This window comes from Streptomyces lincolnensis (assembly GCF_021173675.1).
Classification (GTDB): Bacteria; Actinomycetota; Actinomycetes; order Streptomycetales; family Streptomycetaceae; genus Streptomyces; species Streptomyces lincolnensis_B.
Window position 1 is genome coordinate 599,804 of record NZ_JAIHON010000001.1, and the last position, 25,835, is coordinate 625,638.

The 25,835-nt window shown below is 71.3% G+C and carries 26 protein-coding genes; 17 read left to right on the plus strand and 9 right to left on the minus strand.

Features of this window, described 5'->3' with window-relative positions; genetic code table 11:
* Window positions 1-147 precede the first annotated feature (147 nt).
* The 8 genes from K4B79_RS02585 (at window position 148) to K4B79_RS02620 (ending at window position 9,824) form a co-directional block, all read left to right on the plus strand.
* The gene (locus K4B79_RS02585) at window positions 148-1,164 is read left to right on the plus strand and encodes a hydroxyacid dehydrogenase (protein ID WP_232024506.1); all 1,017 of its coding nucleotides are present in this window, start codon (window positions 148-150) and stop codon (window positions 1,162-1,164) included.
* A gap of 493 nt (window positions 1,165-1,657) precedes the next feature.
* Window positions 1,658-2,764, plus strand: a complete 1,107-nt coding sequence (locus tag K4B79_RS02590) for a LacI family DNA-binding transcriptional regulator (RefSeq protein WP_232024507.1) — start codon at window positions 1,658-1,660, stop codon at window positions 2,762-2,764.
* 398 nt (window positions 2,765-3,162) lie between these two features.
* Window positions 3,163-4,497 (plus strand): ABC transporter substrate-binding protein, encoded by a 1,335-nt coding sequence (locus tag K4B79_RS02595; RefSeq protein ID WP_232024508.1) that lies wholly within the window; start codon window positions 3,163-3,165, stop codon window positions 4,495-4,497.
* Window positions 4,498-4,515: 18 nt separating this feature from the next.
* The gene (locus K4B79_RS02600; RefSeq protein ID WP_232024509.1) at window positions 4,516-5,400 is read left to right on the plus strand and encodes a carbohydrate ABC transporter permease; all 885 of its coding nucleotides are present in this window, start codon (window positions 4,516-4,518) and stop codon (window positions 5,398-5,400) included.
* Window positions 5,400-6,305, plus strand: coding sequence for a carbohydrate ABC transporter permease (locus tag K4B79_RS02605; protein WP_232024510.1), 906 nt, complete (start codon window positions 5,400-5,402; stop codon window positions 6,303-6,305). The genes K4B79_RS02600 and K4B79_RS02605 overlap by 1 nt, the downstream gene beginning before the upstream one ends.
* On the plus strand, window positions 6,302-7,888 hold the full coding sequence (locus K4B79_RS02610) for a glycoside hydrolase family 43 protein (RefSeq protein ID WP_232024512.1): 1,587 nt from the start codon (window positions 6,302-6,304) through the stop codon (window positions 7,886-7,888). The genes K4B79_RS02605 and K4B79_RS02610 overlap by 4 nt, the downstream gene beginning before the upstream one ends.
* A 207-nt stretch (window positions 7,889-8,095) precedes the next feature.
* Entirely contained in the window at window positions 8,096-9,142 is a 1,047-nt protein-coding gene (locus K4B79_RS02615; protein ID WP_232024513.1) for a LacI family DNA-binding transcriptional regulator, read from the plus strand.
* A 10-nt stretch (window positions 9,143-9,152) separates the two neighbouring features.
* Window positions 9,153-9,824 carry a phosphotransferase gene (locus K4B79_RS02620; RefSeq protein ID WP_232024515.1) on the plus strand — a complete coding sequence of 224 codons (672 nt, stop codon included), beginning with the start codon at window positions 9,153-9,155 and terminating at the stop codon, window positions 9,822-9,824.
* 38 nt (window positions 9,825-9,862) lie between these two features.
* Here K4B79_RS02620 and K4B79_RS02625 read toward each other — a convergent pair whose 3' ends face one another.
* Window positions 9,863-10,819, minus strand: a complete 957-nt coding sequence (locus K4B79_RS02625) for a DMT family transporter (RefSeq protein ID WP_232024517.1) — start codon at window positions 10,817-10,819, stop codon at window positions 9,863-9,865.
* 171 nt (window positions 10,820-10,990) lie between these two features.
* On the opposite strand from K4B79_RS02625, the gene K4B79_RS02630 reads away from it, so the two are divergent.
* Together K4B79_RS02630 and K4B79_RS02635 are read left to right on the plus strand one after the other, a co-directional pair.
* Complete coding sequence (locus K4B79_RS02630) at window positions 10,991-11,554, plus strand: TetR/AcrR family transcriptional regulator (protein WP_232024749.1); 564 nt, start codon at window positions 10,991-10,993, stop codon at window positions 11,552-11,554.
* 92 nt (window positions 11,555-11,646) lie between these two features.
* Window positions 11,647-12,321 (plus strand): 2-phosphosulfolactate phosphatase, encoded by a 675-nt coding sequence (locus tag K4B79_RS02635; protein WP_232024519.1) that lies wholly within the window; start codon window positions 11,647-11,649, stop codon window positions 12,319-12,321.
* Here the strand turns inward: K4B79_RS02635 and K4B79_RS02640 are convergent.
* Entirely contained in the window at window positions 12,293-12,982 is a 690-nt protein-coding gene (locus K4B79_RS02640) for an HAD family hydrolase (RefSeq protein ID WP_232024520.1), read from the minus strand. The two genes, K4B79_RS02635 and K4B79_RS02640, sit on opposite strands and share 29 nt — an antisense overlap.
* 65 nt (window positions 12,983-13,047) lie before the next feature.
* On the opposite strand from K4B79_RS02640, the gene K4B79_RS02645 reads away from it, so the two are divergent.
* Together K4B79_RS02645 and K4B79_RS02650 are read left to right on the plus strand one after the other, a co-directional pair.
* Window positions 13,048-13,854, plus strand: a complete 807-nt coding sequence (locus tag K4B79_RS02645) for a hypothetical protein (RefSeq protein ID WP_232024522.1) — start codon at window positions 13,048-13,050, stop codon at window positions 13,852-13,854.
* A 77-nt stretch (window positions 13,855-13,931) separates the two neighbouring features.
* Complete coding sequence (locus K4B79_RS02650; RefSeq protein WP_232024524.1) at window positions 13,932-14,531, plus strand: DinB family protein; 600 nt, start codon at window positions 13,932-13,934, stop codon at window positions 14,529-14,531.
* Here the strand turns inward: K4B79_RS02650 and K4B79_RS02655 are convergent.
* Window positions 14,492-18,211, minus strand: coding sequence for an NACHT domain-containing protein (locus K4B79_RS02655; RefSeq protein ID WP_232024525.1), 3,720 nt, complete (start codon window positions 18,209-18,211; stop codon window positions 14,492-14,494). The two genes, K4B79_RS02650 and K4B79_RS02655, sit on opposite strands and share 40 nt — an antisense overlap.
* Before the next feature lie 173 nt (window positions 18,212-18,384).
* Here K4B79_RS02655 and K4B79_RS02660 point away from each other — a divergent pair, with 173 nt between their 5' ends.
* Window positions 18,385-18,558: a hypothetical protein gene (locus tag K4B79_RS02660; RefSeq protein WP_232024527.1), complete on the plus strand. Its 174-nt coding sequence runs from the start codon at window positions 18,385-18,387 to the stop codon at window positions 18,556-18,558.
* Here K4B79_RS02660 and K4B79_RS02665 read toward each other — a convergent pair.
* Together K4B79_RS02665 and K4B79_RS02670 are read right to left on the minus strand one after the other, a co-directional pair.
* Window positions 18,506-19,225, minus strand: coding sequence for a ThuA domain-containing protein (locus tag K4B79_RS02665; protein WP_232024528.1), 720 nt, complete (start codon window positions 19,223-19,225; stop codon window positions 18,506-18,508). The two genes, K4B79_RS02660 and K4B79_RS02665, sit on opposite strands and share 53 nt — an antisense overlap.
* Window positions 19,226-19,535: 310 nt before the next feature.
* Entirely contained in the window at window positions 19,536-19,976 is a 441-nt protein-coding gene (locus K4B79_RS02670; RefSeq protein ID WP_232024530.1) for an ATP-binding protein, read from the minus strand.
* 112 nt (window positions 19,977-20,088) lie between these two features.
* Here K4B79_RS02670 and K4B79_RS02675 point away from each other — a divergent pair, with 112 nt between their 5' ends.
* From K4B79_RS02675 to K4B79_RS02685, 3 genes are read left to right on the plus strand one after another with little or no spacing between them, the layout of a single operon-like run.
* Entirely contained in the window at window positions 20,089-20,919 is an 831-nt protein-coding gene (locus K4B79_RS02675) for a helix-turn-helix domain-containing protein (protein ID WP_232024531.1), read from the plus strand.
* Window positions 20,916-21,095: a DUF397 domain-containing protein gene (locus K4B79_RS02680; protein WP_232024533.1), complete on the plus strand. Its 180-nt coding sequence runs from the start codon at window positions 20,916-20,918 to the stop codon at window positions 21,093-21,095. Before K4B79_RS02675 ends, K4B79_RS02680 begins: the two co-directional genes overlap by 4 nt.
* Window positions 21,092-21,724, plus strand: a complete 633-nt coding sequence (locus tag K4B79_RS02685; protein ID WP_232024535.1) for a VOC family protein — start codon at window positions 21,092-21,094, stop codon at window positions 21,722-21,724. The genes K4B79_RS02680 and K4B79_RS02685 overlap by 4 nt, the downstream gene beginning before the upstream one ends.
* Window positions 21,725-21,733: 9 nt before the next feature.
* On the opposite strand, the gene K4B79_RS02690 is transcribed toward K4B79_RS02685, so the two are convergent.
* Together K4B79_RS02690 and K4B79_RS02695 are read right to left on the minus strand one after the other, a co-directional pair.
* Complete coding sequence (locus K4B79_RS02690; RefSeq protein WP_232024537.1) at window positions 21,734-22,564, minus strand: helix-turn-helix domain-containing protein; 831 nt, start codon at window positions 22,562-22,564, stop codon at window positions 21,734-21,736.
* Window positions 22,561-23,340: a peptidoglycan-binding protein gene (locus K4B79_RS02695; protein WP_232024538.1), complete on the minus strand. Its 780-nt coding sequence runs from the start codon at window positions 23,338-23,340 to the stop codon at window positions 22,561-22,563. The genes K4B79_RS02690 and K4B79_RS02695 overlap by 4 nt, the downstream gene beginning before the upstream one ends.
* A 382-nt stretch (window positions 23,341-23,722) precedes the next feature.
* Between K4B79_RS02695 and K4B79_RS02700 the strand changes: the two genes are divergently transcribed.
* Window positions 23,723-24,130 carry a VOC family protein gene (locus tag K4B79_RS02700; RefSeq protein ID WP_232024540.1) on the plus strand — a complete coding sequence of 136 codons (408 nt, stop codon included), beginning with the start codon at window positions 23,723-23,725 and terminating at the stop codon, window positions 24,128-24,130.
* On the opposite strand, the gene K4B79_RS02705 is transcribed toward K4B79_RS02700, so the two are convergent.
* Both K4B79_RS02705 and K4B79_RS02710 read right to left on the minus strand, forming a co-directional pair.
* Window positions 24,107-24,799: a helix-turn-helix transcriptional regulator gene (locus K4B79_RS02705; protein ID WP_232024542.1), complete on the minus strand. Its 693-nt coding sequence runs from the start codon at window positions 24,797-24,799 to the stop codon at window positions 24,107-24,109. The two genes, K4B79_RS02700 and K4B79_RS02705, sit on opposite strands and share 24 nt — an antisense overlap.
* Before the next feature lie 82 nt (window positions 24,800-24,881).
* The gene (locus K4B79_RS02710; protein ID WP_232024544.1) at window positions 24,882-25,817 is read right to left on the minus strand and encodes an AraC family transcriptional regulator; all 936 of its coding nucleotides are present in this window, start codon (window positions 25,815-25,817) and stop codon (window positions 24,882-24,884) included.
* Window positions 25,818-25,835: the final 18 nt, after the last annotated feature.

Genomic DNA, 25,835 nt, shown 5'->3' on the forward strand with positions numbered 1-25,835 from the left:
CGATGACATGAACCCGGGCAGATCGGTGATCGCGGCACCTCTTTGGGAACCGGTTGTTGTCACTCGATTGACCGCCCGTCACCCGCAGATCTACGGTAGAAGACGTTTTCTGAAACTGTTTCCAGCCAGTGTGTTGTCAGGAGAGACATGCCCACCCCGCCGCCCCCCAGGGCCGTGTTCGCGATGGATCCGGTGCACCTGCCCCTGCTCTTCCCGCCGCCGCTGATGACCCGGCTGACGCGGGCGACCGACCTCGATCCCGCGCTGGTCGTACGGGACTTCGCCGATCCGGCCGCGGCCGGCGCCCTGACCCACGCCGAGGTGCTGATCACCGGCTGGGGCTGCCCCCGCCTCGACGCCGACGTCCTCGCCGCGGCCCCCCGGCTGCGCGCGGTCCTGCACGCCGCGGGCTCGGTCCGCTCCCTGGTCGGCGACACCGTGTGGGAACGCGGGATCACCGTTTCCAGCGCGGTGACCGGCAACGCCCTGCCGGTCGCGGAGTACACCCTCGCGATGATCCTGCTCGCCGGGAAGGACGCCTTCACCCACCGGGAGCGCTTCCGCGCCACCCACGGCTACCCGACGACCCACGCCGAGACCGCGCACACGGGCAACCTCGGCCGCCGCGTCGGCGTCATCGGCGCCTCCCGGGTGGGCCGCCGACTCCTGGAGCTGCTCCGGCCGTTCGACTTCTCGGTGCTGCTGCACGACCCCTACGTCAGCCCCGCCGAGGCCGCAGCCCTGGGCGCCGAGCTGCTGCCGCTGGAGGACCTGCTCCGGCGCAGCGACATCGTGAGCCTGCACGCCCCCGACATCCCCGAGACCTACCGCATGCTCGACGGCGACCGGCTCGCCCTCATCCGGGACGGCGGCGTGCTGATCAACACCTCCCGGGGCGCCCTGATCGACCCGGACGCGCTCACCGACGAACTGGTCTCGGGCCGGCTGCACGCGGTCCTCGACGTCACCGAGCCCGAGCCGCTGCCCGCGGGCTCCCCGCTGTACCGGCTGCCCAACGTCTTCCTCACCCCGCACATCGCCGGCTCGCTCGGCAACGAGCTGGAACGGCTCGGCCGGATCGTCGTGGAGGAGGTGGAGCGCCTGGCCGCGGGGGAGCCGCCGGCCCACGAGGTACTCCACTCGGACCTGGCCCGGGTCGCGTGAGCGGCCCGCCTCCGGGTACGGCCCGCCGGGGGGCGCCACACCGACCCATGCCACGTGAGCGACATGCCGCCGGGTACGGACCTCCGCGGGGAACACCGGAGGCCGTGTGCCCGCGGCGGCCCGGACTTCCGCGGGGAGCACCCGGAGCCGCGCGCTCCGACCGGCATGGGTCCCCGCCGGAAACATCCGGCGTCGCACGTCCCGGCCGGCACGGATCCCCGCGCGGAACACCCGGCCCCGTCCCCCGTGACCGCCCCGTCCGCCGGCGCGGACTGCCGCCGGAAACGCCCTCGCCCGCGTCGCGCGCGCGGCCCGTCCGCCGGTGCGGGCTCCCCCGGGAAACACCGGGAAACAATGGGATACGGTTTCGCCACCGGCGCGGAACGGCCGGCGCCCCACCGACCCCGCGAGGGTCCATGAGGCCGCCCCCGCTCCCCCGGTCCTCGGGCGAGTCGGCCGCGAGGGTGGCCGCGAGGATGAAGGAGCCGCAACGGTGAGTCAGCGCAAGGCGCCCGGAGACGCCGGACGGGCCACCATCCGCGACGTGGCCCAGCGGGCGGGCGTTTCCGTGGCCAGCGTGTCGCGTGTCCTGTCGGGCAACTACCCGGTCTCGGAGGAGCTGCGCCGCCGGGTCATGAAGGTCGTGCGGGACCTCGACTACGTCACCAACGCCCACGCCCGCTCCCTCGCCGGCGGCGGTACGCCGACGGTCGCCATCCTCATCAACAACATCACCGGCGCCGCGTTCGCCCACGTGGCCAAGGGAGTCGAGGGCGCGGCCACCCTGCGCGGCTGGCTGTCCCTGGTCGGCACCACCGGCGACGACCCCGAGCGCGAACTCGCCCTGGTCAACCTGATGCGCCAGCAGGGCGTGGCCGCGGTGGTGCTGCTCGGCGGCGCCTACGACTACGACGAGTACCAGCTGCGCATGGCCCGCTTCGCCCGCTCCCTGGACGCGGCCGGCTCGCACCTGGTCCTGGTGGGCCGTCCGCCCCTGGAGGGCGACGTCCCGGCGACCACGGTCGACTACGACAACGAGGGCGGCGCGTACGCCATGGCCAGCCATCTGCTGTCGGCCGGCCACCGCAGGGTGCTGGTGCTGCCCGGGCACCAGGAACTCACCACCGCCCAGGGCCGGTTGAGGGGCGCGCAGCGCGCCTTCGAGGCCTACGGCGTGCCCTTCGACCCGGGCCTGGTGCGGCACGGCCCCTACGACTACGAGCACGGTTACGACGCCGTCGAGGAGAGTCTGCGCGAGGGCCTGGACTTCACCGCGGTGCTGGCCGGCACCGACGTGGTCGCCGCGGGCGCGATGCAGGCGCTGCGCGCGGCCGGGCTGCGGGTGCCCGAGGACGTCTCGATCGTCGGCTACGACGACATCCCGCTGGCGTCGCAGCTCACGCCCCAACTCACCACCGTGCACGTGCCGTACGAGGAGATGGGGCGGGTGGCCCTGCGTGCGGTCGCCGACCGGCGCGAGGGCGGCTCGGGCCGCCGCAAGGGCGCCGACGGCGACCATCTGGTGCTGGGCACCCATGTCGTCGTACGGAACTCGGTGCGGCCGCCCGCCCGGCGTGAGGGTGCGGACCGCGGCGAGTAGATCGCGTGTAGGCCGCGACGACCAGATCGCGTTTCGTAAACGGTTTCCACAAGTTTTTCCCGGCCACCCGGCTCACCCCGGGCCGGCCGGCGAGTACCCGACGGATCGCCACCTCACGTCTGTGACCTGGTCCGATGTGAGCTGTTCCGCGATCGCCCGGCAGGCGCCCGGCCCTAACCTCACGGACAAACCGGCGTAACAAATTGACGCGCACCTCTTGCTATGGGAGCAGTCGTCCGCCTACCGTCCCTGCAACCGCTTACTACAGCTTCTGCCTGGCCGACCCCCCGCAACCGCGAGCCGATGGTTTCCGGCCGCCGTTCCCGGCCCGCACCGAGCCGCCACCCCCGCTCACCTCCCCTCTCTCTGAGCCCTACTTTCCGAAGGAACACGGTCAGATGAACTTCACCAGCCCCCGGAGAAGGTTCGCCCGCGCCGCCGTCGCGGGACTCGCGCTGACAGGTCTGCTCTCCGCGTGCGGCAGCGGATCGGACTCAGGGGACTCCGACGCCTCGGGTCCGGTCACCCTCCCCTTCTGGGGCTGGGCCAACGGCCAGGACAAGGTGGTCGCGGCCTTCAACGCCGCGCACAAGGACATCCAGCTGAAGTACACGAAGGTCACCGACCAGCTGACCATGCAGAAGCAGCTCACCAACGCGGTGAAGGCCGGCAACGCGCCCTGTCTGGTGCAGAACACCGCCGAGTACGTCACGAGCTGGGTCTCGCAGGACGCGCTCGCCGACATCACCCAGTACGTCGAGGCCGACAAGAGCAAGTTCAACCAGGGTTCCTGGGCGAGCGCCGAGGTGCAGGGGAAGATGTACGGCGTCCCCACCAGCTCCGCGCCGAACTTCACGATCTACCGCGCCGACCTGTTCAAGAAGTACGGCATCAAGGCTCCGGCGACCTGGGACGAGTTCATCGCCGCGGGCAAGGAGCTGAAGAAGCACGACATCAAGATCACCAACTACGCCGGTGAGGACCCCAGCACCCTGGAGGTGCTCGCCATGCAGGCCGGTGCGCACTGGTACGCGATCGACGGCAACGCCTGGAAGGTCGACTTCCAGGACCCGGGCACCCTGAAGGCCGCCGAGGTGATCCAGGAGATCATCGACAACGACCTCAACTCCAAGCTGTCCTTCGCCGACTACGCGGCCGTCCAGCGCAACTACGACAACGGCGGCACCGCGACCCGGCAGATCTCCACCTGGCAGATGGCGGGCATGGTCGCCAACTTCACCAAGTCCTTCGGCGACTGGGCCGTGGCGCCCTGGCCGACGTTCGCCGGCGAGGCCGCCAAGACCCCCGCCCCCACCAACCTCACCGGCAGCGTGAACCTGGTGACCAAGGGCTGCGCGCACAAGGAGCAGGCCGCCGAGGCCGCCCTGTGGATGTCGACGAACACCGGCGCGGTCAAGACCATGGCGAGCCCGGAGACCGGCAACGGTGTGATGCCGGCCCTGGCGAACAGCGACACCTATGTGCCCGAGGCGATCTCCGAGAAGCTGCTCGGCTCGAACTACCAGCCGGCCCAGCAGGTGGTGAAGGACAGCCTGAAGACCGTCACCACCGACTGGACCTTCGGCCCGAACTGGACGGCGATGTTCACGGAGATGCAGGCGGGCTGGGCCAAGGTCGTCAACAAGGAGCAGAAGGTCACCGACCTGCTCGCGCACATGCAGCAGTGGACGGTCAAGGACCTGAAGTCCCGCGGCATCAGCGTCAAGGGCTAGAGGCTAGGGCATCCACTGATGATTCGCTCACTGCGCTGGAAGGGTGCCGCCTTCACGGTGCCCTTCCAGCTCGGCTTCGTCTTCCTGTACCTGATTCCGATCGGCTACGCCGTCTACCAGTCGCTGTTCCGCGTCCAGCAGTCCGGACTCGGCCTCGGCGGCTCGACGGAGGAGTTCGCCGGCCTGGACAACTACCAGCAGGGGCTGACCGACTCGGCGTTCATGGGATCCGTCCTGCGAGTGGTCCTCTTCGCCTGCGTACAGATCCCGGTCATGCTGCTCATCAGCCTGATCCTGGCGCTGCTCCTGGACGCCGTCACCTCGCGGGTGGCGAGCAGGTTCCGGATCCTGCTGCTGGTGCCGTACATGATCCCCGGCGTGGTGGCCGCGATCGTGTGGCTCAACCTGTACAGCCCGGACGTCGGTCCGCTCACCCCGCTGGGCGAGATCTTCGGCCTCGACTGGAACTTCTTCGCGCCCTCGATGGTGTGGCCGTCCATCGGCAACCTGCTGACCTGGCACGGCATCGGCTACAACATGGTGATCATCTACTCGGCGCTCCAGGGCGTGCCGCGTGAGCTGTTCGAGGCCGCGCGGCTGGACGGGGCCTCCGAGCGGCGGATCGCGCTGAGCGTCAAGATCCCGTTCGTGCGGGGCGCGCTGGTGCTGACCGGGATGCTGTCGATCATCCAGATGCTCCAGATCTTCAACGAGCCGGCGCTGTTCCGGAACGTCACCCCGCAGACGGTCAGCGACAGCTTCACCCCGATCATGATCATCTACAACCAGGCGTTCAACGCGGGCAACTACCACTACGCCGCCGCCCTGTCGGTGCTGCTGGCCCTGATCCTCGGCGTCGCCTCCTTCCTGTTCTACCGGTTCACCTCGAAGGAGGCCGACTGATGACGCTCACCGAGGACCGTGCGAAGACCGGCCAGGTCCGCCGCCTCACCGCACCGGACCCGGCCTCCCGCACCCGTGGCGGCCAGCGCTTCCTGCTGGTCGGCCTCTCCCTGGCCAGCGTGTACAGCCTGTTCCCGGTGTGGTGGCTGATCGTCGCCGCCACCAAGGACCGCACGGGCCTGTACCAGTCCAACGGCCTGTGGTTCTCCGGCTGGCACCTCTGGGACAACCTGCACCAGCTGTTCACCTACGAGGACGGCATCTTCCTGCGCTGGACGGCCAACTCGTTCCTGTACGCCGGTCTCGGCTCCCTCGGCGGCACGCTGCTGGCGCTGGCCACGGGCTACGGCCTGGCGCGCTTCGACTTCCCGGGCCGCAACGTGGTGTTCGCGGCCGTGGTGGGCTCGTTCCTGATCCCCATCGCCCTGCTCACCCTGCCGCTGTACCTGCTGTTCTCGGACATCGGCCTGGTCGACACCCCCTGGGCGATGCTGATCCCCTGCCTGATCAACCCCTTCAGCGTGTATCTGGCCAAGGTGTACACCGAGGCGACGATCCCCTTCGAACTGCTGGAGGCGGCCCGCATCGACGGCGCCGGCGAACTGCGGATCTTCTTCAGCATCGTGCTGCGGATGATGACGACGGGCGGCGCGACGGTCTTCCTGCTGGCCTTCGTCAACACCTGGAACGCCTTCTTCCTGCCCCTGACCGTGCTGCGCGGCGAGGAGAACTGGACGCTCAACCTGGGCCTGTACAACTGGTCCGGCAAGCGGCTGGAATCCGGCGTCGACCTGACCAGCCTGGTACTGACCGGGGCGCTGCTGTCCATCGTCCCGATGGCGATCATGATGGTCGCGATGCGCCGCTACTGGCGGACCGGCGTGACCATGGGAGCCCTGAAGTGACCCTGGCGCACAACCCCGTCATCCGCGGCTTCGCCCCGGACCCGTCCCTGGTGCGGGTGGGCGACTGGTACTACGTGGCGACGAGTTCCTTCGAGTGGTTCCCGACGATCCCCCTCCACCGCTCCCGGGACCTCGCGCACTGGGAGTACGCGGGCCATGTCCGGGGCGCGGTCCCGGGCGACTCGCTCGCCGGGGTGCCCGACTCCGGCGGTATCTGGGCGCCGTCGCTGAGCTGGGACGGCGAGCGCTTCTGGGTGGTCTACTCGATCGTCCGCTCGGTGGGCACGCCGTACTTCGACACGGACACCTATGTCAGTACGGCGACGGAGGTGGACGGGGAGTGGTCCGCGCCGCGCCGGATCGCGAGCCACGGCTTCGACCCCGCGCTCTTCCACGAGGACGGCCGGCTCTGGCTGCTCAACCTCCAGAACGACCACCGTCCCGGCGGCCGGCGCTTCGCGGGGATCGTCCTGACGGAACTGGACCGGGAGACGCTCGCGCCCGTCGGTGACACCCGCCTTCTCCTCCAGCACGAACGGCTGATCGAGGGGCCGAAGGTGGTGGTGCGGGACGGCTGGTACTACCTGGTGCTGGCCGAGGGCGGCACGGGATTCGAGCACGGAGTGCTGGTGGCACGGAGCCGGGCGCTCACGGGACCGTACGAGCTGGACGACCGCCCGCTGCTGACCTCCCGGGACGACCCGTCGCTGCCGTTGCAGAAGGCGGGACACGCGGAGCTGGTGCGGACCCCGGGCGGGGACTGGGTGTTGAGCCACCTGACGGCCCGCCCCCTGCCCACTCCGGACGGGCCGCGCTGCCCGCTCGGCCGGGAGACGGCGGTCCAGGCGCTGGTGTGGGACGCGGAGGGCTGGCCGCGGTTGCGACACGGGGGTGCGCATCCGGCGGTCGAGGTCGACCTGCCCACGCGGCGGCACGAGGTGGAGCCGGGTGAGTCGGCCGACCCGCTGGGGTGGCCGTGGAGCACCCTGCGCGGTCGTCCGGACCCGTCCTGGGCCGACACCGCCGCCCGCCCGGGCTGGATCCGGCTGACCGGGCGGCACGGTCCCGAGTCGCGGTGGGCGCACAGCCTGCTCGCCCGGCGGATCACCGAGCACCGCGCGGAGGCCGAGGTCACCGTGGAGGCGGATCCCGGGACGTTCACGCAGGCCGCCGGGCTGGTGCTCCGCTACAACGCCGAGGCGTATCTGAGCCTCGACCTGACCTGGGCCGAACCGGAGGGCGAGGAGCAGCGCGGGCAGCAGTGGCGGGGCGGGGCGGGCCGTAGGGTGCTCCGTCTCGTGGAGCGCGAGGAGTCCGGCACCCGGCAGGCGGCCGTGGTCGACGTCGAGGCGGACGGACCGGTGACCCTGGGCGTCACCGTCGAGGACGGGGAGGCGCGGTTCTGGTACGTCCGCCGGGGCGTCCGGATGCTGGTCGGCCCGGCACTGGACTTCACGCGGCTCTCCGACGACTACGGCAGCAAGCTGCGCTTCACCGGGGCGATGGCCGGCATCCACGCGGTGGACCTCGTCGACGCGGCGTTCACGGCCGACTTCACGGGGTTCCGGTTGACCTGCTGGTAGGCGGGACCGCCGCGGCCGTGGTCGCCCCGGCTGCGGCCGCCGCGGCTGCCACCGTGTTCGAAGTTTCGAAAGTTCGCGACCATCAAGACCTGCGAAGTCCGGCCTCTTCCCGACCACTTGCGACCTACCTAGGGTAGGAAGCGCTTACTATTCAGCGCTGGTCGAAACTTTTCATGGCCCTCGGGCGGGTCGGAGAGGTGGTTCCCTATGGGCCGTACGGGGAGTGCGAGCGCGACGGCCGGGCCGACCCTGGCGGTCGTCGCCCGCGAGGCCGGGGTGTCCGTGCCGACCGCCTCCAAGGTGGTCAACGGCCGGGAGGACGTGGCCCCGGAGACCCGCCGACGGGTGACGGAGGCGCTGGACCGGCTCGGTTACGTCCGCAGACCGCGCTTCGACGCGGCCAAGGCGTCCGGTCTGGTCGACCTGGTGGTGCACTCGCTGGACACCTCCTGGTCGGGCGCGGTGCTGCACGGCGTGGAGGCCGCGGCGCACGACGTGGGCCTGGAGGTGGTGGTGTCGGCCGGCCTGAACCGGACGCGCAGCGGGCGCCCGGAACGCGGCTGGCTCGACAAGCTCATCGCCCGCGGTTCGTCGGGGGTGCTGTTCAATCTGGCCGAACTCACGGACTCCCAGTACGCCTGGCTCGACCAGCACCGCATCCCGTACGTGCTGATCGACCCGGTGCTCGAACCGCCGCCCGGTGTGGTGTCGGTGGGCGCGGCGAACTGGCACGGCGGGGTGACCGCGACCGAGCACCTGCTCTCCCTCGGCCACGAACGCATCGCCGTCATCGCGGGCCACCAGCGCAAGATGTGCAGCAGCGCGCGCGTCGCCGGCTACCGCTCGGCCCTCGCGGCCGCGGGGCTCAGACACACCCCCGAGTACATCCACCACGCCGGCTTCGACGAGAGCGTCGCCCGCCTCCGCATGCTCGAACTCCTCGACCTCCCCGAGCCCCCCACCGCCGTCTTCGTCTGCTCCGACCACATGGCCCTCGGCGTCTACGAGGCCCTCACCGAACGCGGCCTCTCCGTCCCCGGCGACATCAGCGTCGTCGGCTTCGACGACCTCCCCGAGTCCCGCTGGCTCACCCCGTCCCTCACCACCGTCCGCCAGCCCCTGTCGGAAATGGCGGCCACGGCCCTGCGACTCCTGGTCCGCATGATGGACGGCGAACGGCCGGAGAGCACCCGGACGGAACTGTCTACGCGGTTGGTGGAGCGGGCGAGTACGGGGAGGGTGGGCGGGGGGTGAGCCATCGCGCATGCGCCCGTTGAAACACGGCTACACCAACCGCACCCTGGGCGACGGCACTGTCGTGCGGAAGACCTACGAGGGCCCCGACGCCGAGCTGCGACTCCACCGCGAACACCTGCTGCTCACCCGGCTCCGGGGCCGCTTGCCCGTGCCACCGGTGCGCGCGGCGGACGCGGGCACACTGACGGTCGGCTTCGTGGAGGGCACGCCCGGGCAGGAACTCCTCTCCGCGGGGCGGGCCGAGCAAGTCCTGGAGAGTTGCGGCGAGTTGCTGCGCCGCATCCACCGGATCGAGCCGAGTGTGCTGCCGGTGGGCCCGGACGAGGCGGGCAAGGTTCTGGTGCACGGCGACTTCGGCCCCCACAACGTCCTGTTCGACCCCGCCACTTACGCCGTCACCGCGGTCGTCGACTGGGAGTTCGCCCACCTCGGAGACCCGGTGGAGGACCTCGCCTGGTGCGAGTGGATCGTACGGACCCACCACCCCGCTCAGCGCACGGCACTCGGTCACTTCTTCCGGGCCTACGGCTCAGAGGTGCCCTCCTGGCCGGTCCGGCGGGCCGCCATGCTCGCCCGGTGTGAGATGTTCCGGCGGTTCTGCCACCGTTGGGAGCCGAACGGCTCGGGGGTACGGCTGTGGCGGGAGCGGTCCGCCCTGACGGCCGGGTGGGAGGAGTGAGCCCGGCGCGTCTCGGCGCCGGGGTCACGGCATGACCGTCATCCCTTGCACGCCACCCGCGCGGCGGGCCGGTGGGCCGTGGAGGCACCCTGAGGGTCGAGTGCCGTGCTGTCACCCGCAGTCGTCCTCGACGCTCCGTGCACCACGGCGACCGCGGCAAGGGCGACCGCGAGGCCCACGCCCGTCTGGGTGGTGAAGGGTTCGCCGAACATGAGGGCGCCCCAGACGGCGGTGACCGGGGCCATCAGGAACATGAGGGTGTTGACCCGGGTCACGCCGGAGCGGCGGAGGACGAGCCAGTAGAGGCCGTAGCCGCCGAAGGTGGAGAGGATCACCAGCCAGGCGGTCGCGATCCAGAAGGAGGGCTCGGCGGGAGGCGTGGCGGCCCCCGTCAGGAGGGCGGCGGCCGTGAAGACGACGGCGCTGGTGACGCAGTGGACGGTCATGGACACCTGGGGCGCGACGGACGTCCGGGAGCGCTGGTCGAGGAAGGTGGCGGCGACCAGGGAGAGCATCCCCGCGAAGGGCACGAGGTACGTCCACCAGGCGACGCCGGTCATCGCGCCGGCGTCGGCCGTGGTGACGAGGGCGACGCCGCCGAGCCCGAGGCAGAGGCCGAGCCACTGCCGGGCGGAGACGTACTGGCGCAGCAGCGGACCGGCGAGGGCGCCCGCGACGAGGGGCTGGGTGCCGTCGATCAACGCGGTCGTACCGCTGGAGACGCCGAGCTGGATCGCGTAGTAGACGGTGAACAGGTAGCCGCTCTGGGAGAGCAGCCCGATCACGGCCTGGCGCCCCACGTCACGCCTGGTCAGCCCCCGCCACGAGGACCGGAGACGCCCGGCGGCCACGGCGGCCAGGACCAGGACGACGGCGAGCGGCAGGAACCGCCACATCAGGAGGGTCGGCGCGTCCGCGGTCTCCGTGCCCAGCTTGGCCCCGACGAACCCGGAGCTCCAGCACAGCACGAACGCGACGGAGAGCAGGAAACCCATGGGATACCACGCCCATCACTGAGTCGGTGGGTGGGTGAGTCGGCGAGTACGCACGACTCGCTGACTAGACAGATCTGTATACCTGCCGAATGCCCCCCACTATACAGATCGGTATAGTCTTGGGCCATGGGCACCGAACCACGGCAGAACCCCCGCCCCACCCGCATCACGATGACCCCCGGCGCCCGCCGCGCCCTCGCCGCCGCGTCACGGCTGTTCTACGAGCGCGGCATCCACGCGGTCGGCGTGGACCTGATCGCCGCCGAGGCCGGGGTCACGAAGAAGACGCTCTACGACCGGTTCGGCTCGAAGGAGCAGATCGTGGTCGAGTACCTCGCCGACCGCGACGACCGCTGGCGGGCCTACGTCACGGAGGAACTCGCGCGCGCGGCACCGAACCCCGTCGACCGCGTCCACACGGTCTTCGACGCCTCCCGCGCCTGGATGACCGAGTCCAGCCCCAAGGGATGCAGCATGGTCAACGCCCACGCCGAGATCAGCGACCCCTCCCACCCGGCCTACGCCATCATCACCGGCCAGAAGCAGTGGATGCTGGCCCTCTTCACCGACCTGGTGAGGGACCTGCCCCCGGACCGCCGCCCCGCCGCCGATCTCGCCCGTACCCTGATGCTCCTGCACGAGGGCGCCCTCGTCGCCCACGGCCTCCGGATCTTCCCCGACCCGATCGGCAGGGCGAGGGACGAGGCACGCGCACTCCTCGAAACCCGCGGGTGAGCACGGCATACGCCGGCTTCCGGTCACGAGGTACCGGTGACCTCGGTCACTCCCCGGGCTCTCGGCGTCGGGCATGCTGAATCATGATCGGGATGGATGCCCGTTTCCTCGGCACCGCCGAGTTGGTCGACGTCCCGTCCGTGGCGGTCGTGGTCGACGTCATGCGTGCTTTCACCGTGGCCGCGTGGGCGTTCGCCCAGGGGGCGGAGAAGATCGTTCTCGCGGAGTCGCTGGACGAAGCCCTGGAGCTCAGGGCCCGCCACCCGGACTGGGTGGCGCTCAAGGACGGGCCGCCCGCTCCCGGGTTCGACCTCGTCAACTCCCCTGGCCTGCTGCGGTCCGTCGACCTCACCGGACGGACCGTCGTGCAGAAGACCACGGCGGGGACGGTCGGTGCCCTCGCGGTCAAGGAGGCGTCGTTGGTGCTGTGCGCGGGTTTCGTGGTGGCGGAGGCGACCGCTCGGCTCCTGCGGGAACGCGCGAGCGACAGTGTCACGTTCGTGATCACCGGCGAGGACGGGAGGGCCGACGAGGATCTGGCGTGCGCTCAGTACATCGCTCGAAGGGTCACCGAGCCCGACGCGGACGCGACCGACTTCGTCCGCCGCGCTGCCGAGTCGCGCGCCGCCGCCGAGTTGGCGGAGGGGGTGCGGCAAGGCGCCCACCCCGATGACGTCGCCCTCTGTCTTGAGGTCGACCGGTTCCCCTTCGCCATGGTGGCGACGGTGGAAGGTTCGCTCATGGTCCTGCGTCCGAGGGCGGAGTGACGGTCCGCAGGGCAAGGATGTCGGGGAGGGCGTCGCGCAGACTGCCGAAGTGCCGGTGTACGCCGGGCACCGCCGCCGGGGTGTTCACGCCCCACACCGTCATGCCGGCCCGCAGCCCCGCCTCCACGCCGGACGGGGCGTCCTCGACGACCAGGCAGTCCTGCGGACGGGCGCCGAGCCGCTCGGCGGCCAGCAGGTAGGGCACGGGGGACGGCTTGCCCTCGGACACGGCGGCCGCGTCCACGACGACGTCCGGCATGGGCAGGCCCGTGCGGGCGAACCGGCCGCGCACCCGGTGTTCGTAGTTCGAGGTCACCAGGGCCCAGGACCCGGCCGGCAGGGCCCGCAGCAGTTCGGAGGCGCCGTCGAAGGCCGTGTACACGCCGGACCGTACGTCCTCGTCCTCCAGGGCGTGCAGCGCGGCCAGGCATTCCTGGGGGTCCCGTCGCGGGGCCACGGTCGCGAAGGTCTCCAGCGGCCGTGTCCGCAACGCCACGCGGTAGACCTCGGCCGCGTCCAGGCCGTACCGCTCCGCCCAGGTCGCCCAGACACGGCGCTGGTTGTCCACGGCGTCGATCAGGGTGCCGTCGACGTCGAAGAGGACGTATGCGGCGGGGGCGGTGGCAGCGGCGCCGGCGGGGCGTCGAAGATCTTCGGTCACGGCGTGATCATGCCAGGCCTCGGGCGACACCCCCACTGTCGGACCCGGCCACTAGGGTCCCGATCATGCGGATCACGAGCGACGGCTTCGAGTGGCTGGACGAGGAGATGGGGCGTGGCTTCGACGGCTTCTGCCTCACGATGGTCAAGGGCATCAGCCATGTCGACCTGGCCGTCCGCCTGGGCGCGGAGCCGGGCGGCCTCATGAGTGCGGAGACGGCACGGGAGATGCTGGAACTGTCTCCCGGGCCGTGGGACCTGCCCGAGCTGGCGATGCTGGGGCGGACGGTCGACGGCTGGGCCTTCGCGATCGAGTCACCGACGGCGAGCGACCACGGGTACCGGCTCGCCCCCGGCAGGGACCTGTGGTCGGCGCACACCGTCGTACGCGTGTCGGACAGCACGATGGACCCGCCGGTCATCAACGTCACCGTCGACGGCGAACCCGACTGGATGTTCTGGGAGTACCGCACCGACCACACGGACCACCCCCTCACCCGCCGCCTGGCCCTCGGCACCGGCGAGGTGCGGATGTCGGACGTGTACCGGGCCATGGGCGACCACTACGGCCTCTCCCTCCCCCGCCAGGCCATCACCGAACGCCTCCTCCCCCACGCCTTCACCGAACCGAGGGTGCGCGTACGCGCCCTGGCCGCCTGCCCGGTCTGCGGCGGCCGGATGATCCCCCACCGCGGCGATCCCCGGAAGCCGGACGACCTCCGGCTCGTCTGCGTCTTCTACAAGGTCCGCAACGCCGACGGCCACCCGCCCGGGGGCTGCCCGGGAGAGATCCGCGGGGCGGCCCTGGCCGGAGCGATACACGAAGAGCCGAACCCCAAGTACGCCAACATCCGCATGCCGGACGAGGAGTAGAGCGGAGGAGAGAAGCAGAACGGAGGGGAGGGCCAGAGCGGGCCGCATTGTCAGTGCCGGGTGGAACACTGCCCCGCATGACCGAACCCAATCCGAAAGCCGACCTCCTGCGGTATCTCCAGGACGGTCGGGACGCGCTGGTGTGGAAGCTCGACGGACTCTCGGAGTACGACGTGCGCCGTCCCCTGACTCCCACCGGGACGAACCTGCTGGGGCTGGTGAAGCACGTCGCCGGTGTGGAGCTGGGGTACCTCGGCGACACCTTCGGGCGGCCGTTCTTCGAGGGCGAGGTGCCGTCCTGGTGGTACACGCAGGACTCGGAGCCCAACGCGGACATGTGGGCCACGGCGGACGAGTCGCGCGAGGACATCGTCGGGCTGTACCGGCGGGCCTGGGAGCACTCGGACGCCACGATCGCGCAGCTGGACCTGGAGGCCCTCGGGCACGTCCCGTGGTGGCCGGAGGAGCGGCGGGAGGTGACGCTCCACCACATCATCGTCCGCGTGATCACCGACACCCAGCGGCACGCCGGCCAGGCCGACATCGTGCGCGAGCTCATCGACGGCGCCGCCGGGCACCTGCGGGGCAAGGACAGCCTGCCGCCCGGGGACGAGATCTCGTGGGAGGAGTACCGAGGTCAGCTGGAGCGTGTGGCGCGGGAGGCCGGCAAGGTCTGATTCTTTCGGCCCCAGATCCTCTCCACGTCGGCGAACTCGGCCTCGTAGGCGCCCGGTCGGAGTGCGGGGCGCAGATATCCGAGGTCGGAGGGGCGCAGGAGGCCGAAGGCGGGGGCGGGGAGCGCGGCGAGGAGTTCCGGGGCACGGGCGGCGAGCCAGTCGGTCAGATCCAGTTCGGCCGCGATGCGCAGGAGGCCGATGACGGCGGCGGGGTGACGGGTGGCGAGGAACGGCAGGTCGAGGTCGGCGAGGAGGTCGTCGATCTCCTCATCTGCGCCACCGCCGGCCAGCGCGGACCATCTCCAGGTGCTGCTGGAACGCCCGTCCTTGACCAGGTGCAGCAGAGCGCGCAGCGAGGTGTTCCGGTCGCCGGGGATGTCGCGCAGTCCCACGTCCTTCTGGAGGTCGGCGAGGGTGAGGGTCACGTCACGGTCGACCCGCCCCACGGCGGCGTACACGCAGTCCAGAAGCGCCTCCTGGAGCCCGCCCGTGAGACCGGTACCGAGCTCGGCGACGCACTCACTCAGCTCACGCAGGACGCCCAGCAGGTCCTCGTCCGACAGCAGGGGGACATCCTCGACCAACCGGCGGCACACGGCTTCCAGGTAGATGTCGGCCTCGCCGGACGGCAACAGCGGGACGGAGCCCACACACTGGACGTAGAGCCCGGGCAGCGCCGTCGCCGTCAGGTCGCGCGCCTGTCCCATGAGCAGGGCGATGAGCGACTGTGCCGCCGAACGCGGATGCCCGGCATGGTCGGTTCGGTACATCAGCAGCGTGTGGGGCATCCGGCGGAGCAGCGGATAGACCGCGTGCAGCAGAAGTTCGGCATGGCGATCACCGAGGAACGTCAGCTGGGTGAACACCTCCGCCGCCGCGTCCGACGAGGAGATGACCGCCGGCCCGACGTCGTGGGCATCCGGATCGTCGGCCGTGCCGAGCATCCAGCCGAGGTGGTGGTCGAGGGACAGCGTCGGGGTCGTGCTGAGCCTCATGTCCGGTCGCAGTTCGGTGGCGTCGTCCGGGTTCGGCCGCCAGCAGCGATCGGGGTCGAGTGTGGAGGAGAGGAGTTTCCACGACTCCTCGGACAGCTGGGACCGCCACATCATCGTGCGCCGCCGCCAGGCGTCGCCCAGCCCCTCGGCCCCGAGGAACTCCGAGGCGTGCACCTCCCCCGCCGCCACGACCGCGATCAGCAGCAGGTTGACCTCGTACACGGCGTCCCGGTAGGCCCTGGTCACACGGACCGGCGCGTGTTCGGGGCCGCCGCGCTGTCCGGAGTTCCACTCGGCCGCCCGGAACAGCTCGACGAGCAGTTCCTGGAGCCGGTGCCGGGACCGGTCCTCCGGCCAGGCTGCGAGCATGCCCCAGAGGTTCTCCACGAGTTGGGCGCGGTCGGTGAGCGGAGTGAAGGACAGCAGCGTGTACAGCTCGCCGTCGTCCCGGTCCGCCCCGCTCTCCGCCACCGCACGGCCGGCCAGCCGCCGCAGGGCCTGGTCGATCAACCGTGCCGCCAGGTGCTCGCCGAACGTCGCGTGCATGAACTCGTAGCTGCGCAGACGTTGTTCGGTGACCACGGCCTGGGCCTCGTGGACGAAGAAGAACCGGCCGAAGACCAGCCCAGAGCCAGAGCCGGCCTGCTCCCCGTGCGCCGCCGGATCCGCCAGGGCCCGCAGGTCGCGGTCCGCCTCCTCGCCGCTGATGGCCTGCGCGCCCCGATGGAACATGCCGAGGGCGATCACCGACAGGCGGTGGAACTCCCGGTCGATCGCGGCGGCCTGCTCGTGCGGGGGCAGCGAGCCGTCCTTGTCCACCTGGCGTCGGACGAACTCGGTGAGCAGCCGGTCGTAGAGCTGCGTACGGCTGATGCTCTCGTCGTCGCCGAGTCGCTGGAGCGCGTTGTCGACGGCGTCGTACAGGGCGAGCATCAGGAGCAGGAGAGGCTGGGAGGCCAGGTCCCGGTGGGGCCGTAGGTCGGCCGGGGACAGCGGACGCAGGCCGTGCTGTTCCAGGTAAGCGGCGTTCGTGGTGTTCCAGATGGTCAGCCAGCGGGCGATCTCGGATGCCCCGAACGGCTCCAGGCGCAGCACCTGGGTACCCTCGGGGACGTCCGTGCGATCGGCCACCACGGTCCGGCTTGTCACTATCACGACGAGGGGGCGACCGAGGTCGGCCTCGCGCTGCTGGAACCGCTGGACGTCCCGCAGATAGCTCCACTGCCGTGCGGAGTCGAGCCGTTGGGCGCCCGCCTGGAGCAGTTCGTCGAATCCGTCCAGCAGCACGACCGGGGTCACACCGGGCTGTTCCTCCGACCAGTCCGGCCAGTTCACCGGTCGCCCGGTGGCCAGCCTCAGGGTGTGTTCCAGCTGGGTCTGGACGTCCGCCTCCGCGGGCGTGTGCCGCAGCTCCACGCGCAGGGGCCGGAACTCCGGCGCGGGCAGCCGGGCCGTCAGCAGCTTCGTGAACAGGGACTTGCCCGCGCCCGGATGCCCGAGCACCAGCAGCGGGGCCAGCAGGGCGGGGAGGCTGAGCAGGTGACCGGCGAGGAACCGGTCGAATCCGTCGTACGACGGCCGCTGTTCCCACCACTTGTCCGAGGCGATGGCCTCGCCGAGCGCCACGTCCGATCCGACCAGCCGGAAGCGCGGGCTGATGTACCCGTCCGCGAGCAGCGGCAGGCGGGGGCCGGGCGAGTCGAGCGAGGCGATCGGGGCGCGGAGCAAGGCGCGACCGGCGGTGGGGCGCGCGCCCTGGCCCGCGAACTCCGCCAGCAGGGCGCCGAGTCCGGCCAGCCCGGTCCTCGTCGGATCATTCAGTCGTTCGCTCAGCGCGGCGCAGGGCAGTCCGGCCGCCAACGCGAACTCGGGGCAGGACGCGGCCAGCGGTGCGGCGGCGTCCTGGTAGTAGCGGTTGAGCCTGCGTGCCGCTTCGCCGGTCACGGTGTACCGAAAACCGTACAGAGAGGGCGAGGCGTCGCCGCTGCCGTCGGAGGCCCACGCGTAGAGGTGGGCGTAGTGAGCGTCGCCGGTCAGGTCCTGGATGAGGTCGAGCGCTTCCTCGTGGGTGGCTCCGTGCCTCAGCACCGCCTTCGCGATCAGCACCACCCGCGCGGCCTGGAGGAGGGCGGCACGGTCGGTCCCGTGCGTGGCCCGCACCCGTTGCGGAAAGTCCTGGAGCAGGTCGTCGAGGACCGGGAGGGAGTCCGACGCCGCGGTCGGCGACTCCAGCAGCGCCTCCATGCGAGGGGTCAACTCCGGTCTGCGTTCCGCCAGCAGGTGCATGGCCTCGGGAAGCGCTACGGCCGCCAAGTCACCGGCGACCGGCCTCGCCGTCGGAGGAACGGGAACGGGTCGGGGCGCCCGCGCCCGATGGATCGCGGAGACCAGCGCTGTCTCGACCGTCCGTTCCAGCTCCGCGTGCCGCGCCTTCCACACCCACTCGTCCAGGTGCATGCCCTGCGGTGACCCGGGACCGTGCGACTGGGCGCACAGGCTCACGATCCGCCGGACCACGTCCCAGTCCGGCACCGTCCGCCGTTGCCCGCCCAGCAGCCCCGAGACCGTGCTCTCGCTCAGGCCGAGCGCGGCGGCGATCTCCGTCTGCGGCACACCGCACTTGCGCACGAGCCGCCGAAGCTCTGCGCAGAAGTCCGCGACGGGACCCGCCGGTGGTGCGGCCAACTCCCCACTCCTTCGACTTCGACGCGGTTCGCCGGAATGCCCCGAAGCGTACGACCTGACCTGCGTCTTCCGCCGGGAGTTCGGCGGGATTCGGAATCCTGCGGCAGCGCGGTCCGGTGCGGCGAACCTCGTTCCGTCAGCGGTTCGCCGTCACCACCATCGAAGGAAGCCCCATGGCCTTCCCGCCGTTTCACCTCCCCGTCCTGCTCGCGGTCCTCGTCTTCACCGCGCTCTACGTGGGAGTCGTCCTGCCCGCCGTCTGGTCCCGGAAGCCGGCCCGCCGGAGCGCCGCGCTCAAGGTGCTCGCCCAACTCCTCGGCGCTGTCCGTCGATGGAGGCGGCGCTAGGGCGGTGCGATCGGGCGAGCCCCGCCGCCCAGTCGAGGCCGCCCAGGAGGTGGGCGCGGAACATCGGATCCGTGTAGGCCTCGGCTGCGTGGCCGAGGGCGGTGTAGAAGACGCGGCCCCCGCCCTGGGGGCGGCACCAGGCCAGGGGGTGGTCGGGGCCCATGCCGCCGCCGCTGTACGACGACTCGTCGGCGGAGAGCAACACCCGTACGGCGGCACGGGGGTTGGCGCGGAAGTCGTACCACTCGTCGGTGAAGTCCCATACGGCGGGCAGGTGGGAGGTGGCCGGATGGTCGTGGTCCTCTACGACCACCCTTCCGGGCTGGAACTCCGGGTGGCGGGCGAAGCGGGCGCCCAACAGCTCGCCGTAGTACGGCCAGTCGTACTCCGTGCAGGCCGCCGCGTGCACTCCGGCGAAGCCACCGCCCGACTCCACGTACCCGGCCAGCCGTTCGCGCCCGGCCGGCGTGAGCACCTCGCCGCTGGTGGAGAGGAAGACCACGGCGGCATACGCGTCGAGGGGCGCTTCGAGGGCCGCCGGGTCCTCGCTGGCGTCCACCTCGAAGGGGCCGAGCGTGCGGACGGCGGCGACGGCGGCCGGGATGGAGTCGTGCCGGTAGTCGGCGGTACGGGTGTAGAGGAGGAGGCGCGGTCGTCCGGGGTCCATGGCATCCGACTCTACGGCCGCGTCGCCCTCGCCACTGTCGCTGTGGGTGACGCGGGTTGATGTCGGCGCGCATCGCATCGCGGAAGTCGCGGACGTGGCGGAAGTAGGTCAACGCCGGAGCCACCACGCTGCCGGGAGCGTAGAGCTCCAGTTGGTGCCGTATCTGGTAGCAGCGCGCGAAGATCCCGTTGGCCAGAGCACGGCGCACCGGACCCGACGGACCTTACGGATCTCCACCATGAGTGACGTGCTCATCGCGATCGCGGCGCCCAGCAGGGTGGCAACGAGAGTTGTCCACTCCAGCGTCACTCTAGACACAGAGCCCTCTTGGCATGTTCCGGTCGGCGAACTCGCACCACACGACCTTCCCCGGACTCCGCTCCCCCACCCCCCACTTGTCCGCCAGCTCCGACACCAGCAGCAGCCCGCGCCCGCCCTCGCCCGGCTGCTCCGGGACCCACGACACGGGTACGGCCGGTACGCCGGGCCCGCTGTCGTGCACCTCCACGCGCACCCCGCCGCCGTACGCCGACGGCAGCAGGCGCAGCAGGAAGCCACGGCCGGGCGGGACGCCGTGCACCAACGCGTTCGTGGCGAGTTCGCTGACGCACAGCACGATGTCGTACGACCGCTCGACCAGGCCCCAGTCGGCCAGCGCCCCGCGCGTGAACTCGCGGGCCGCCGGGACCGACTGCCGCTCGCGCCGGTAGAAACGCTCACGTGGGGACGGGGGTGGAGTTTCGATGTTCACGGGACGAGAGTCACCCTGCGTGGTCACACTGTGACAGTGTGCGCACCCGTACAGCTTGTTTGTACGGGTCCACGACAGTGAACGTACGCGCGCGGCTGGGGAGTTGCACCGCATGGGCACCACGACACGGACACGGACACGGAGGAACGCCTCCGCCATGAAGATGGTGGGCGCGCTGCTCGCCCTCTTCCGCGAGGCCGCCGGATACACGCAGAGGTCACTGGGCGAGCGGTTCGTCGTCGGCGAGCAGCAGATCGCCTCCATTGAGCAAGGCAGACGGCCCTTGAAGCCGGACCTCGCCGAGCAGCTGGACGAACTCCTCGACACCAAGGGGGCGTTGGCGACGGCACTGAGCAGGATGCCCGAGGTGGATCTCGTTCCGTTGTGGGCGGAGGAGTATCTGGATCGGGAGCGGGAGGCTATTGCGATCTCGTGGTACGAGAGTCTGCTCGTCCCCGGGTTGCTTCAGACGGAGGCGTATGCGCGGGCGGTCTTCAACAACAAGGTGCCGGTCTACGACGACGACACGGTCGAGCAGCTGGTGGCGGCTCGTATCGAGCGCCGGGAGATTCTGCACCGCAAGGTGCCACCAATGATGAGCTTCGTCATCTGGGAGGCGGCGTTGCGAGACCAACTCGGCGGACGAGAGGTGTACGTCGAGCAAGTGATGCACCTGAGGGAGTACGCCGATCTGCCTGGCCTCGCGCTCCAGATCCTGCCACTCGGCCGAACCTCGCACGCGGGACTTTCGGGGCCGTTCATCCTGCTGGAGACCCCCGACCACCAGCGGCTCGGGTACAGCGAATCCCAGCGTGGGAGCCAACTGATCGCCGATCAGGACGAGGTGGCGATCCTCAACCAGAAGTATGCGATGCTGCGAACGCAGGCCCTCAACGCCGAAGACACGAGGGCCCTGTTGGACCGTCTTCTGGGAGAACAATGAGCGGCACCGCGCTTGAATGGTTCAAGTCCAGCTACAGCAGCGAGGAAGGCGGCGCGTGCCTGGAGGTCGCCGCCCACCCCACCACCATCCACATCCGCGACTCCAAAACCCCCACCACCCCCCACCTCACCGTCACCCCCGCCACCTGGACCGCGTTCCTCAAGCTGCACCGATGAACGCCATCCCCGCGCTGCTGGATCATCTCGTCCTCGCGACCCCCGATCTCGCCGCGACGGTGGAGGACTTCGCCCGGCGTACCGGGGTGACCCCGGCGCCGGGTGGGGTGCATGTGGGGCTGGGGACGCGGAACCGGCTCGTGGCGCTGGGCGGGGCGAGTTATCTGGAGATCATCGGGCCGGATCCGGAGCAGGCGGCGTACAAAGGGCCGCGGCCCTTCGACGTGGACCTGCTGACCGGACCGCGGACGGTGACGTGGGCGATCGCACCGCCCGATCTGGACGCGGCGGTCGAGGCGGCCCGGAGTCAGGGGTACGACCCCGGTGCCGTACGGGCGATGAGCCGCCGCAGGCCCGACGGCACGCTGTTGGAGTGGCGGCTGACGGACGGCGAGACCGCGCACCCCTCGGGGCTGGTGCCGTTCCTGATCGACTGGGGGGCGACGATCCATCCGTCCGCCTCCGGCCTGCCCACCACTCCCCTGCTCGCGCTGTCGGCGAGCGCTCCGGAGCCGGATGAGATCCGGCCGTTGCTGACCGCCGTAGGGACCACGCTCGACCTCACCACCGGGCCTGTCGGGTTCTCCTTCACGGTGGACTCGCCGCGCGGGCCGGCGACGTTCACGTGAGCCAGGGGTTCACCGCTCCGCCACCCGGCCGCTGAAGCACTCCTCCGTCCCGCCCGCCACGGGCCGGAAGCACGCCCGGACGGTGGTGCCGGGCCGGGTCTCGGTCATGAACGTGTAGATGTACTCCTTGGCGTCGGCGGCGTCCGCGATCCGGACGGAGCGGGCGGGGCCGTCCGCGCGCATCTCCAGCCGGTCGCCGATCCGCGTGTCCCACATCCGGGCCCAGCTCGTCCCGCACATCCTGCTGTGGCGCAGTTCCAGCGACGCCCCGGTGGCGGTGCGGTACGTGGCGAGGGTGTCCGGCTGCGCGCCGCAGTGCGTGGCCATCGGGCTCTTGCCCTCGCAGGCGGCACCCTCGCACAGGGGAGCGACCGCGGACGGCGACACGGACGACCTCGACGAACCGTCCCCGGGCGACCACAGGAACAGCGCCGCGGCCAGGGCTCCGACCAGTACGGCGCACAGGACGGAGAGGAGCACCACGATGTGCGTCGTCCGGGCACCGGAGGGGACGGGCACCTCGGTGGTCGTCTCCGGAGTCGGCGTCGGCTCCGGCTCCGTGGGCGCCCGCGTCGCCTCCGCCGCGCGGCCGCTCGACGCCGCCTCCGCGATCTCCCAGAGGGCCAGGCAGCGGCCCTCCGGTTCGCCGGCCAGCCGGCACAGGGCCTGGACCGCATGCCGGGGCGGGAGTGTCCGGCCGTTGAGATAGCGGTCCCAGGAGGACTTGCTGTAAGCGGTCCGGGCCTCCAGGGCGACGAGGCTGAGGCCGGTGCGCTCCTTGAGCTCGCGGAGCGCGGTGGCCAGGCGGGCGGACTCCGGGGAGGGGCTCGGACGTGTCATCCCCGCAGGGCCTCCCAGGTGTGCGGGCCGATGATGCCGTCCACGACCAGTCCGACCTTCCGCTGCACCTGCTTGACCGCGCGTTCCGTCAGCGGCCCGTAGATCCCGTCGATGGCTCCCGGCGCGTATCCGGCCCGCCGCAGCAGACACTGCGCCTCGGCCACGTCCCGCCCGACGAGCCCCTTGGCCAGCACCGCCTCCTTCGTACGGCTGTTGCCGCCGTACCAGAGACCGTCGATCCGCTGTGGCCGGCAGGTGTACGACGGCTCCGACGGCGTCGGCGACAGCATGGACCAGGAGGGGGTGGCCGAGGGCGCCGCCCGCTTGTCGCCGCCGTTCCCGTCGAGTCGTACGACCAGCAGGACCGTCGTGGAGACGGCCAGGACGAGCGCCACCGCACCGACGACGACCGCGGTCCGGGTCCGGATCCAGGGCCGGGCCGACCGACGCGGCCGGGGCACGGACTCCACCACGTGGACCGCCCGGCCCTCGGAGGCGTCCCCGCGCCGCTCCGTCCAGGCCTCGGCGGCGAGTTCGTGCAGCGCGAGGAGGCGGGTCGGGTCCTCGCCGACGATACGGGCCATCGCCTCGACGGCCTCCCGGGGCGGCAGCGACCGGCCGCTCAGATACCGCTCCCAGGACGAGGTGCTGTATCCCGTCTTGGCCGCCAACTGCCGCGCGCTCAGCCCGCCGTGGTCCTTGAGTCTGCGTAGGCGCACCACCAACTGCCGGACCCTGGGGTCCAGTTCCGCAGGCAGGCCCTTCCAACGCGACATGCTCCACCCCGTCCGCGTGCGTGGTCCCGGTGCCCCGGTCCCCGTCGCATTTTGCATCAGCTTCCACGGCCACCCCGGGACGGTGGTTCCCAGGCCCGTCCGGAATCGGCCACCGCGCGCTTGGGCCGTCCCGCGAGACCGTCACGCGGGACGGTGTCCCCGCAGGTCAGGGCGCGGGACGTCCCGTGGGACCGTCACTTCCGCGGCAATTGTGGCCACAATCACCGCCCGCTCGGCATCCTCGTTCTCGGGGCGCCGCGGTCCGTCCCGAACGCGGGGGACAGGACGGGCCGCGGCAGGCTCACGGGGGGAGCGGGGCCCCCGAAGAGTCTGTCCGATTCCTTCAAGACCCCGGGCGGGTGCCCTGCCTACGGTGGTCCCCATGACTCCACGATTCGACGCGATCGGCGTGGTGGCTTCCGATCTGGCCGCCTCCGTCGCCTTCTACCGCCGGCTCGGCCTCGACTTCCCCGAGGGGGCCGACAAGCAACCGCACGCCGAGGCCACGCTGCCGGGCGGGCTGCGGCTGATGCTCGACAGCGAGGAGACCGTCCGCTCGATCGCCCCGGAATGGCGGCCGCCGACCGAGGGCGGCCGTATCTCGCTGGCCCTGCTGTGCGACAGCCCGGCCGAGGTCGACTCCGTCTACGCGGACATGGTCGGCGCCGGACACCGGGGCGAGCGCAAGCCGTGGGACGCCGAGTGGGGGCAGCGGTACGCGTGCCTGGTCGACCCGGACGGCAACGGCGTCGACCTGTTCGCGCCGCTACCCGGACCGGCCGCCCAGTAGCACGCCCAGCGGCACTCCCGTGAACTCCCGTACGTCCCGCGCCAGATGCGCCTGGTCCGCGAACCCGGCCCGCGCCGCGGTGTCCGCGAACGACACATCGGCACGGGCCAGCGCGAGCGCCCGCTGCAACCGCAGCACCCTCGCCAGCGTCTTCGGGCCGTACCCGAACGCGTGCAGCGAGCGCCGGTGCAACTGGCGTGCGCCGAGCCCGAGTTCATCGGCGGTGGCGGCGACGGGACGCCCGGTGCCGAGGGCAGCGACGAGTCTTCGCAGCAGGGGGTCGGGGGGTTCGGCCCCGGCGGCCCAGCGGCACGCCACCTCGTCCAGACCGGTCGCCGGGTCGGGGGCCGCGTTCACGGACGCGGTCAGCCGCCGCACCCGGGACGCGGGCAGCAACTCGTCCAACTCGACCCGCCGGTCCCGCAGTTCATGCGCCGGCACGCCCAGCAGGGCGGGCGCGGTACCGGGATAGAAGCGGACACCGGCCCATGCACCGGGCCCCTCGTCGTTGACGTACGCCCGCGTATCGGGCCCCGCGACAAGCAACCGCCCCTCGTTCCAGAGCAGATCCATACACCCGTCGGGCAGAACGCGCCCCGGTTCATCCCCGTCCACGGTGTTCGTCCACACAACGGCACCGGAGACCCGGGACACCCTCTCCGAGTACATAAAATCCAGCGTACGCCTCACCCACCCAGGGGCGCGGGGAACTGCGCGACCAGCCCCCACACACCCGCAACCGCCAAACGACCTAAGCCACCCGAGACCTGTGCTCCTGAGGACTCACCCCGTACACCCTCTTGAACGCGCTCGACAAAGCGAACGCACTCCCATAACCGACCTGCCGGGCGATCGCCTCCAGCGTGTCCTCACTCCCCCGCAGCCGATCCGCCGCCAACGCCAGCCTCCACCCCGTCAGATACGTCATCGGCGGCTCCCCCACCAACTCCGTGAACCGCCGGGCCAACGCGGCCCGGGACACGCCGGCCTTGGACGCCAGCGTCGCCACCGTCCACCCGTGCGCGGGATCGTCCTGGATCAGCCGCAGGACCCGCCCGACGACGGGGTCGGACAGCGCCGCGTACCAGGCGGGCGGCGAGCCGTCCGGGCGGGAGAACCAGGCCCGTAGCGCGGCGATGACCAGCAGGTCGAGCAGACGGTCGAGGACGACCTCCTGGCCGGGCTCGTCGCGGACGATCTCCTCCATGAGCATCGGCGTGAGCGGGCAGTCCCACACGTCGGAGGTGAGGGTGATCAGGGGCGGCAGCGCGTCCAGCAGGCGCCCGCTGACCTCGCCCTGCCACAGATACGTGCCGATCAGCATCACGGCCGCACCGTCGAGCCGGTCGCCCCACGTCCGTACCCCGAGGTCCATCGTGCCGCTGAGGGACCTGCCGTCGGGATAACGGCACTCGGCGCCCGGCAGGATCAGCGCCTGCGGTGCCGTACCGGGGTCGTCGGCGCAGGTGTACGGGTCGGGGCCGCGGGCGATGGCGAGGTCGCCGGCGTTCAGCCGGACCCGCTCCCCCGCGTCCGGCATGATCCACGCCTCGCCGCGGACCATGAGCATGACGGTGAGGGGGGCGCGGTCCTCGATGCGCACCGCCCACGGTGGTTCGAAACACGCTCGGATCATGAAGGCGCCCCGGGCTCGGGGGCCTTCCAGCAGGCCTGCGAGAGCGTCCATGACGTCAGCGTAGACGCG

Coding starts and splice junctions, on each gene's coding strand:
- K4B79_RS02585 (WP_232024506.1), top strand. CDS start 148: ATGCCCACCCCGCCGCCCCCCAGGGCCGTGTTCGCGATGGATCCGGTG.
- K4B79_RS02595 (WP_232024508.1), top strand. CDS start 3,163: ATGAACTTCACCAGCCCCCGGAGAAGGTTCGCCCGCGCCGCCGTCGCG.
- K4B79_RS02600 (WP_232024509.1), top strand. CDS start 4,516: ATGATTCGCTCACTGCGCTGGAAGGGTGCCGCCTTCACGGTGCCCTTC.
- K4B79_RS02605 (WP_232024510.1), top strand. CDS start 5,400: ATGACGCTCACCGAGGACCGTGCGAAGACCGGCCAGGTCCGCCGCCTC.
- K4B79_RS02615 (WP_232024513.1), top strand. CDS start 8,096: ATGGGCCGTACGGGGAGTGCGAGCGCGACGGCCGGGCCGACCCTGGCG.
- K4B79_RS02620 (WP_232024515.1), top strand. CDS start 9,153: ATGCGCCCGTTGAAACACGGCTACACCAACCGCACCCTGGGCGACGGC.
- K4B79_RS02625 (WP_232024517.1), bottom strand. CDS start 10,819: ATGGGTTTCCTGCTCTCCGTCGCGTTCGTGCTGTGCTGGAGCTCCGGG.
- K4B79_RS02630 (WP_232024749.1), top strand. CDS start 10,991: ATGACCCCCGGCGCCCGCCGCGCCCTCGCCGCCGCGTCACGGCTGTTC.
- K4B79_RS02635 (WP_232024519.1), top strand. CDS start 11,647: ATGGATGCCCGTTTCCTCGGCACCGCCGAGTTGGTCGACGTCCCGTCC.
- K4B79_RS02645 (WP_232024522.1), top strand. CDS start 13,048: ATGCGGATCACGAGCGACGGCTTCGAGTGGCTGGACGAGGAGATGGGG.
- K4B79_RS02650 (WP_232024524.1), top strand. CDS start 13,932: ATGACCGAACCCAATCCGAAAGCCGACCTCCTGCGGTATCTCCAGGAC.
- K4B79_RS02660 (WP_232024527.1), top strand. CDS start 18,385: ATGGCCTTCCCGCCGTTTCACCTCCCCGTCCTGCTCGCGGTCCTCGTC.
- K4B79_RS02665 (WP_232024528.1), bottom strand. CDS start 19,225: ATGGACCCCGGACGACCGCGCCTCCTCCTCTACACCCGTACCGCCGAC.
- K4B79_RS02675 (WP_232024531.1), top strand. CDS start 20,089: ATGGGCACCACGACACGGACACGGACACGGAGGAACGCCTCCGCCATG.
- K4B79_RS02680 (WP_232024533.1), top strand. CDS start 20,916: ATGAGCGGCACCGCGCTTGAATGGTTCAAGTCCAGCTACAGCAGCGAG.
- K4B79_RS02685 (WP_232024535.1), top strand. CDS start 21,092: ATGAACGCCATCCCCGCGCTGCTGGATCATCTCGTCCTCGCGACCCCC.
- K4B79_RS02690 (WP_232024537.1), bottom strand. CDS start 22,564: ATGACACGTCCGAGCCCCTCCCCGGAGTCCGCCCGCCTGGCCACCGCG.
- K4B79_RS02695 (WP_232024538.1), bottom strand. CDS start 23,340: ATGTCGCGTTGGAAGGGCCTGCCTGCGGAACTGGACCCCAGGGTCCGG.
- K4B79_RS02700 (WP_232024540.1), top strand. CDS start 23,723: ATGACTCCACGATTCGACGCGATCGGCGTGGTGGCTTCCGATCTGGCC.
- K4B79_RS02705 (WP_232024542.1), bottom strand. CDS start 24,799: ATGTACTCGGAGAGGGTGTCCCGGGTCTCCGGTGCCGTTGTGTGGACG.
- K4B79_RS02710 (WP_232024544.1), bottom strand. CDS start 25,817: ATGGACGCTCTCGCAGGCCTGCTGGAAGGCCCCCGAGCCCGGGGCGCC.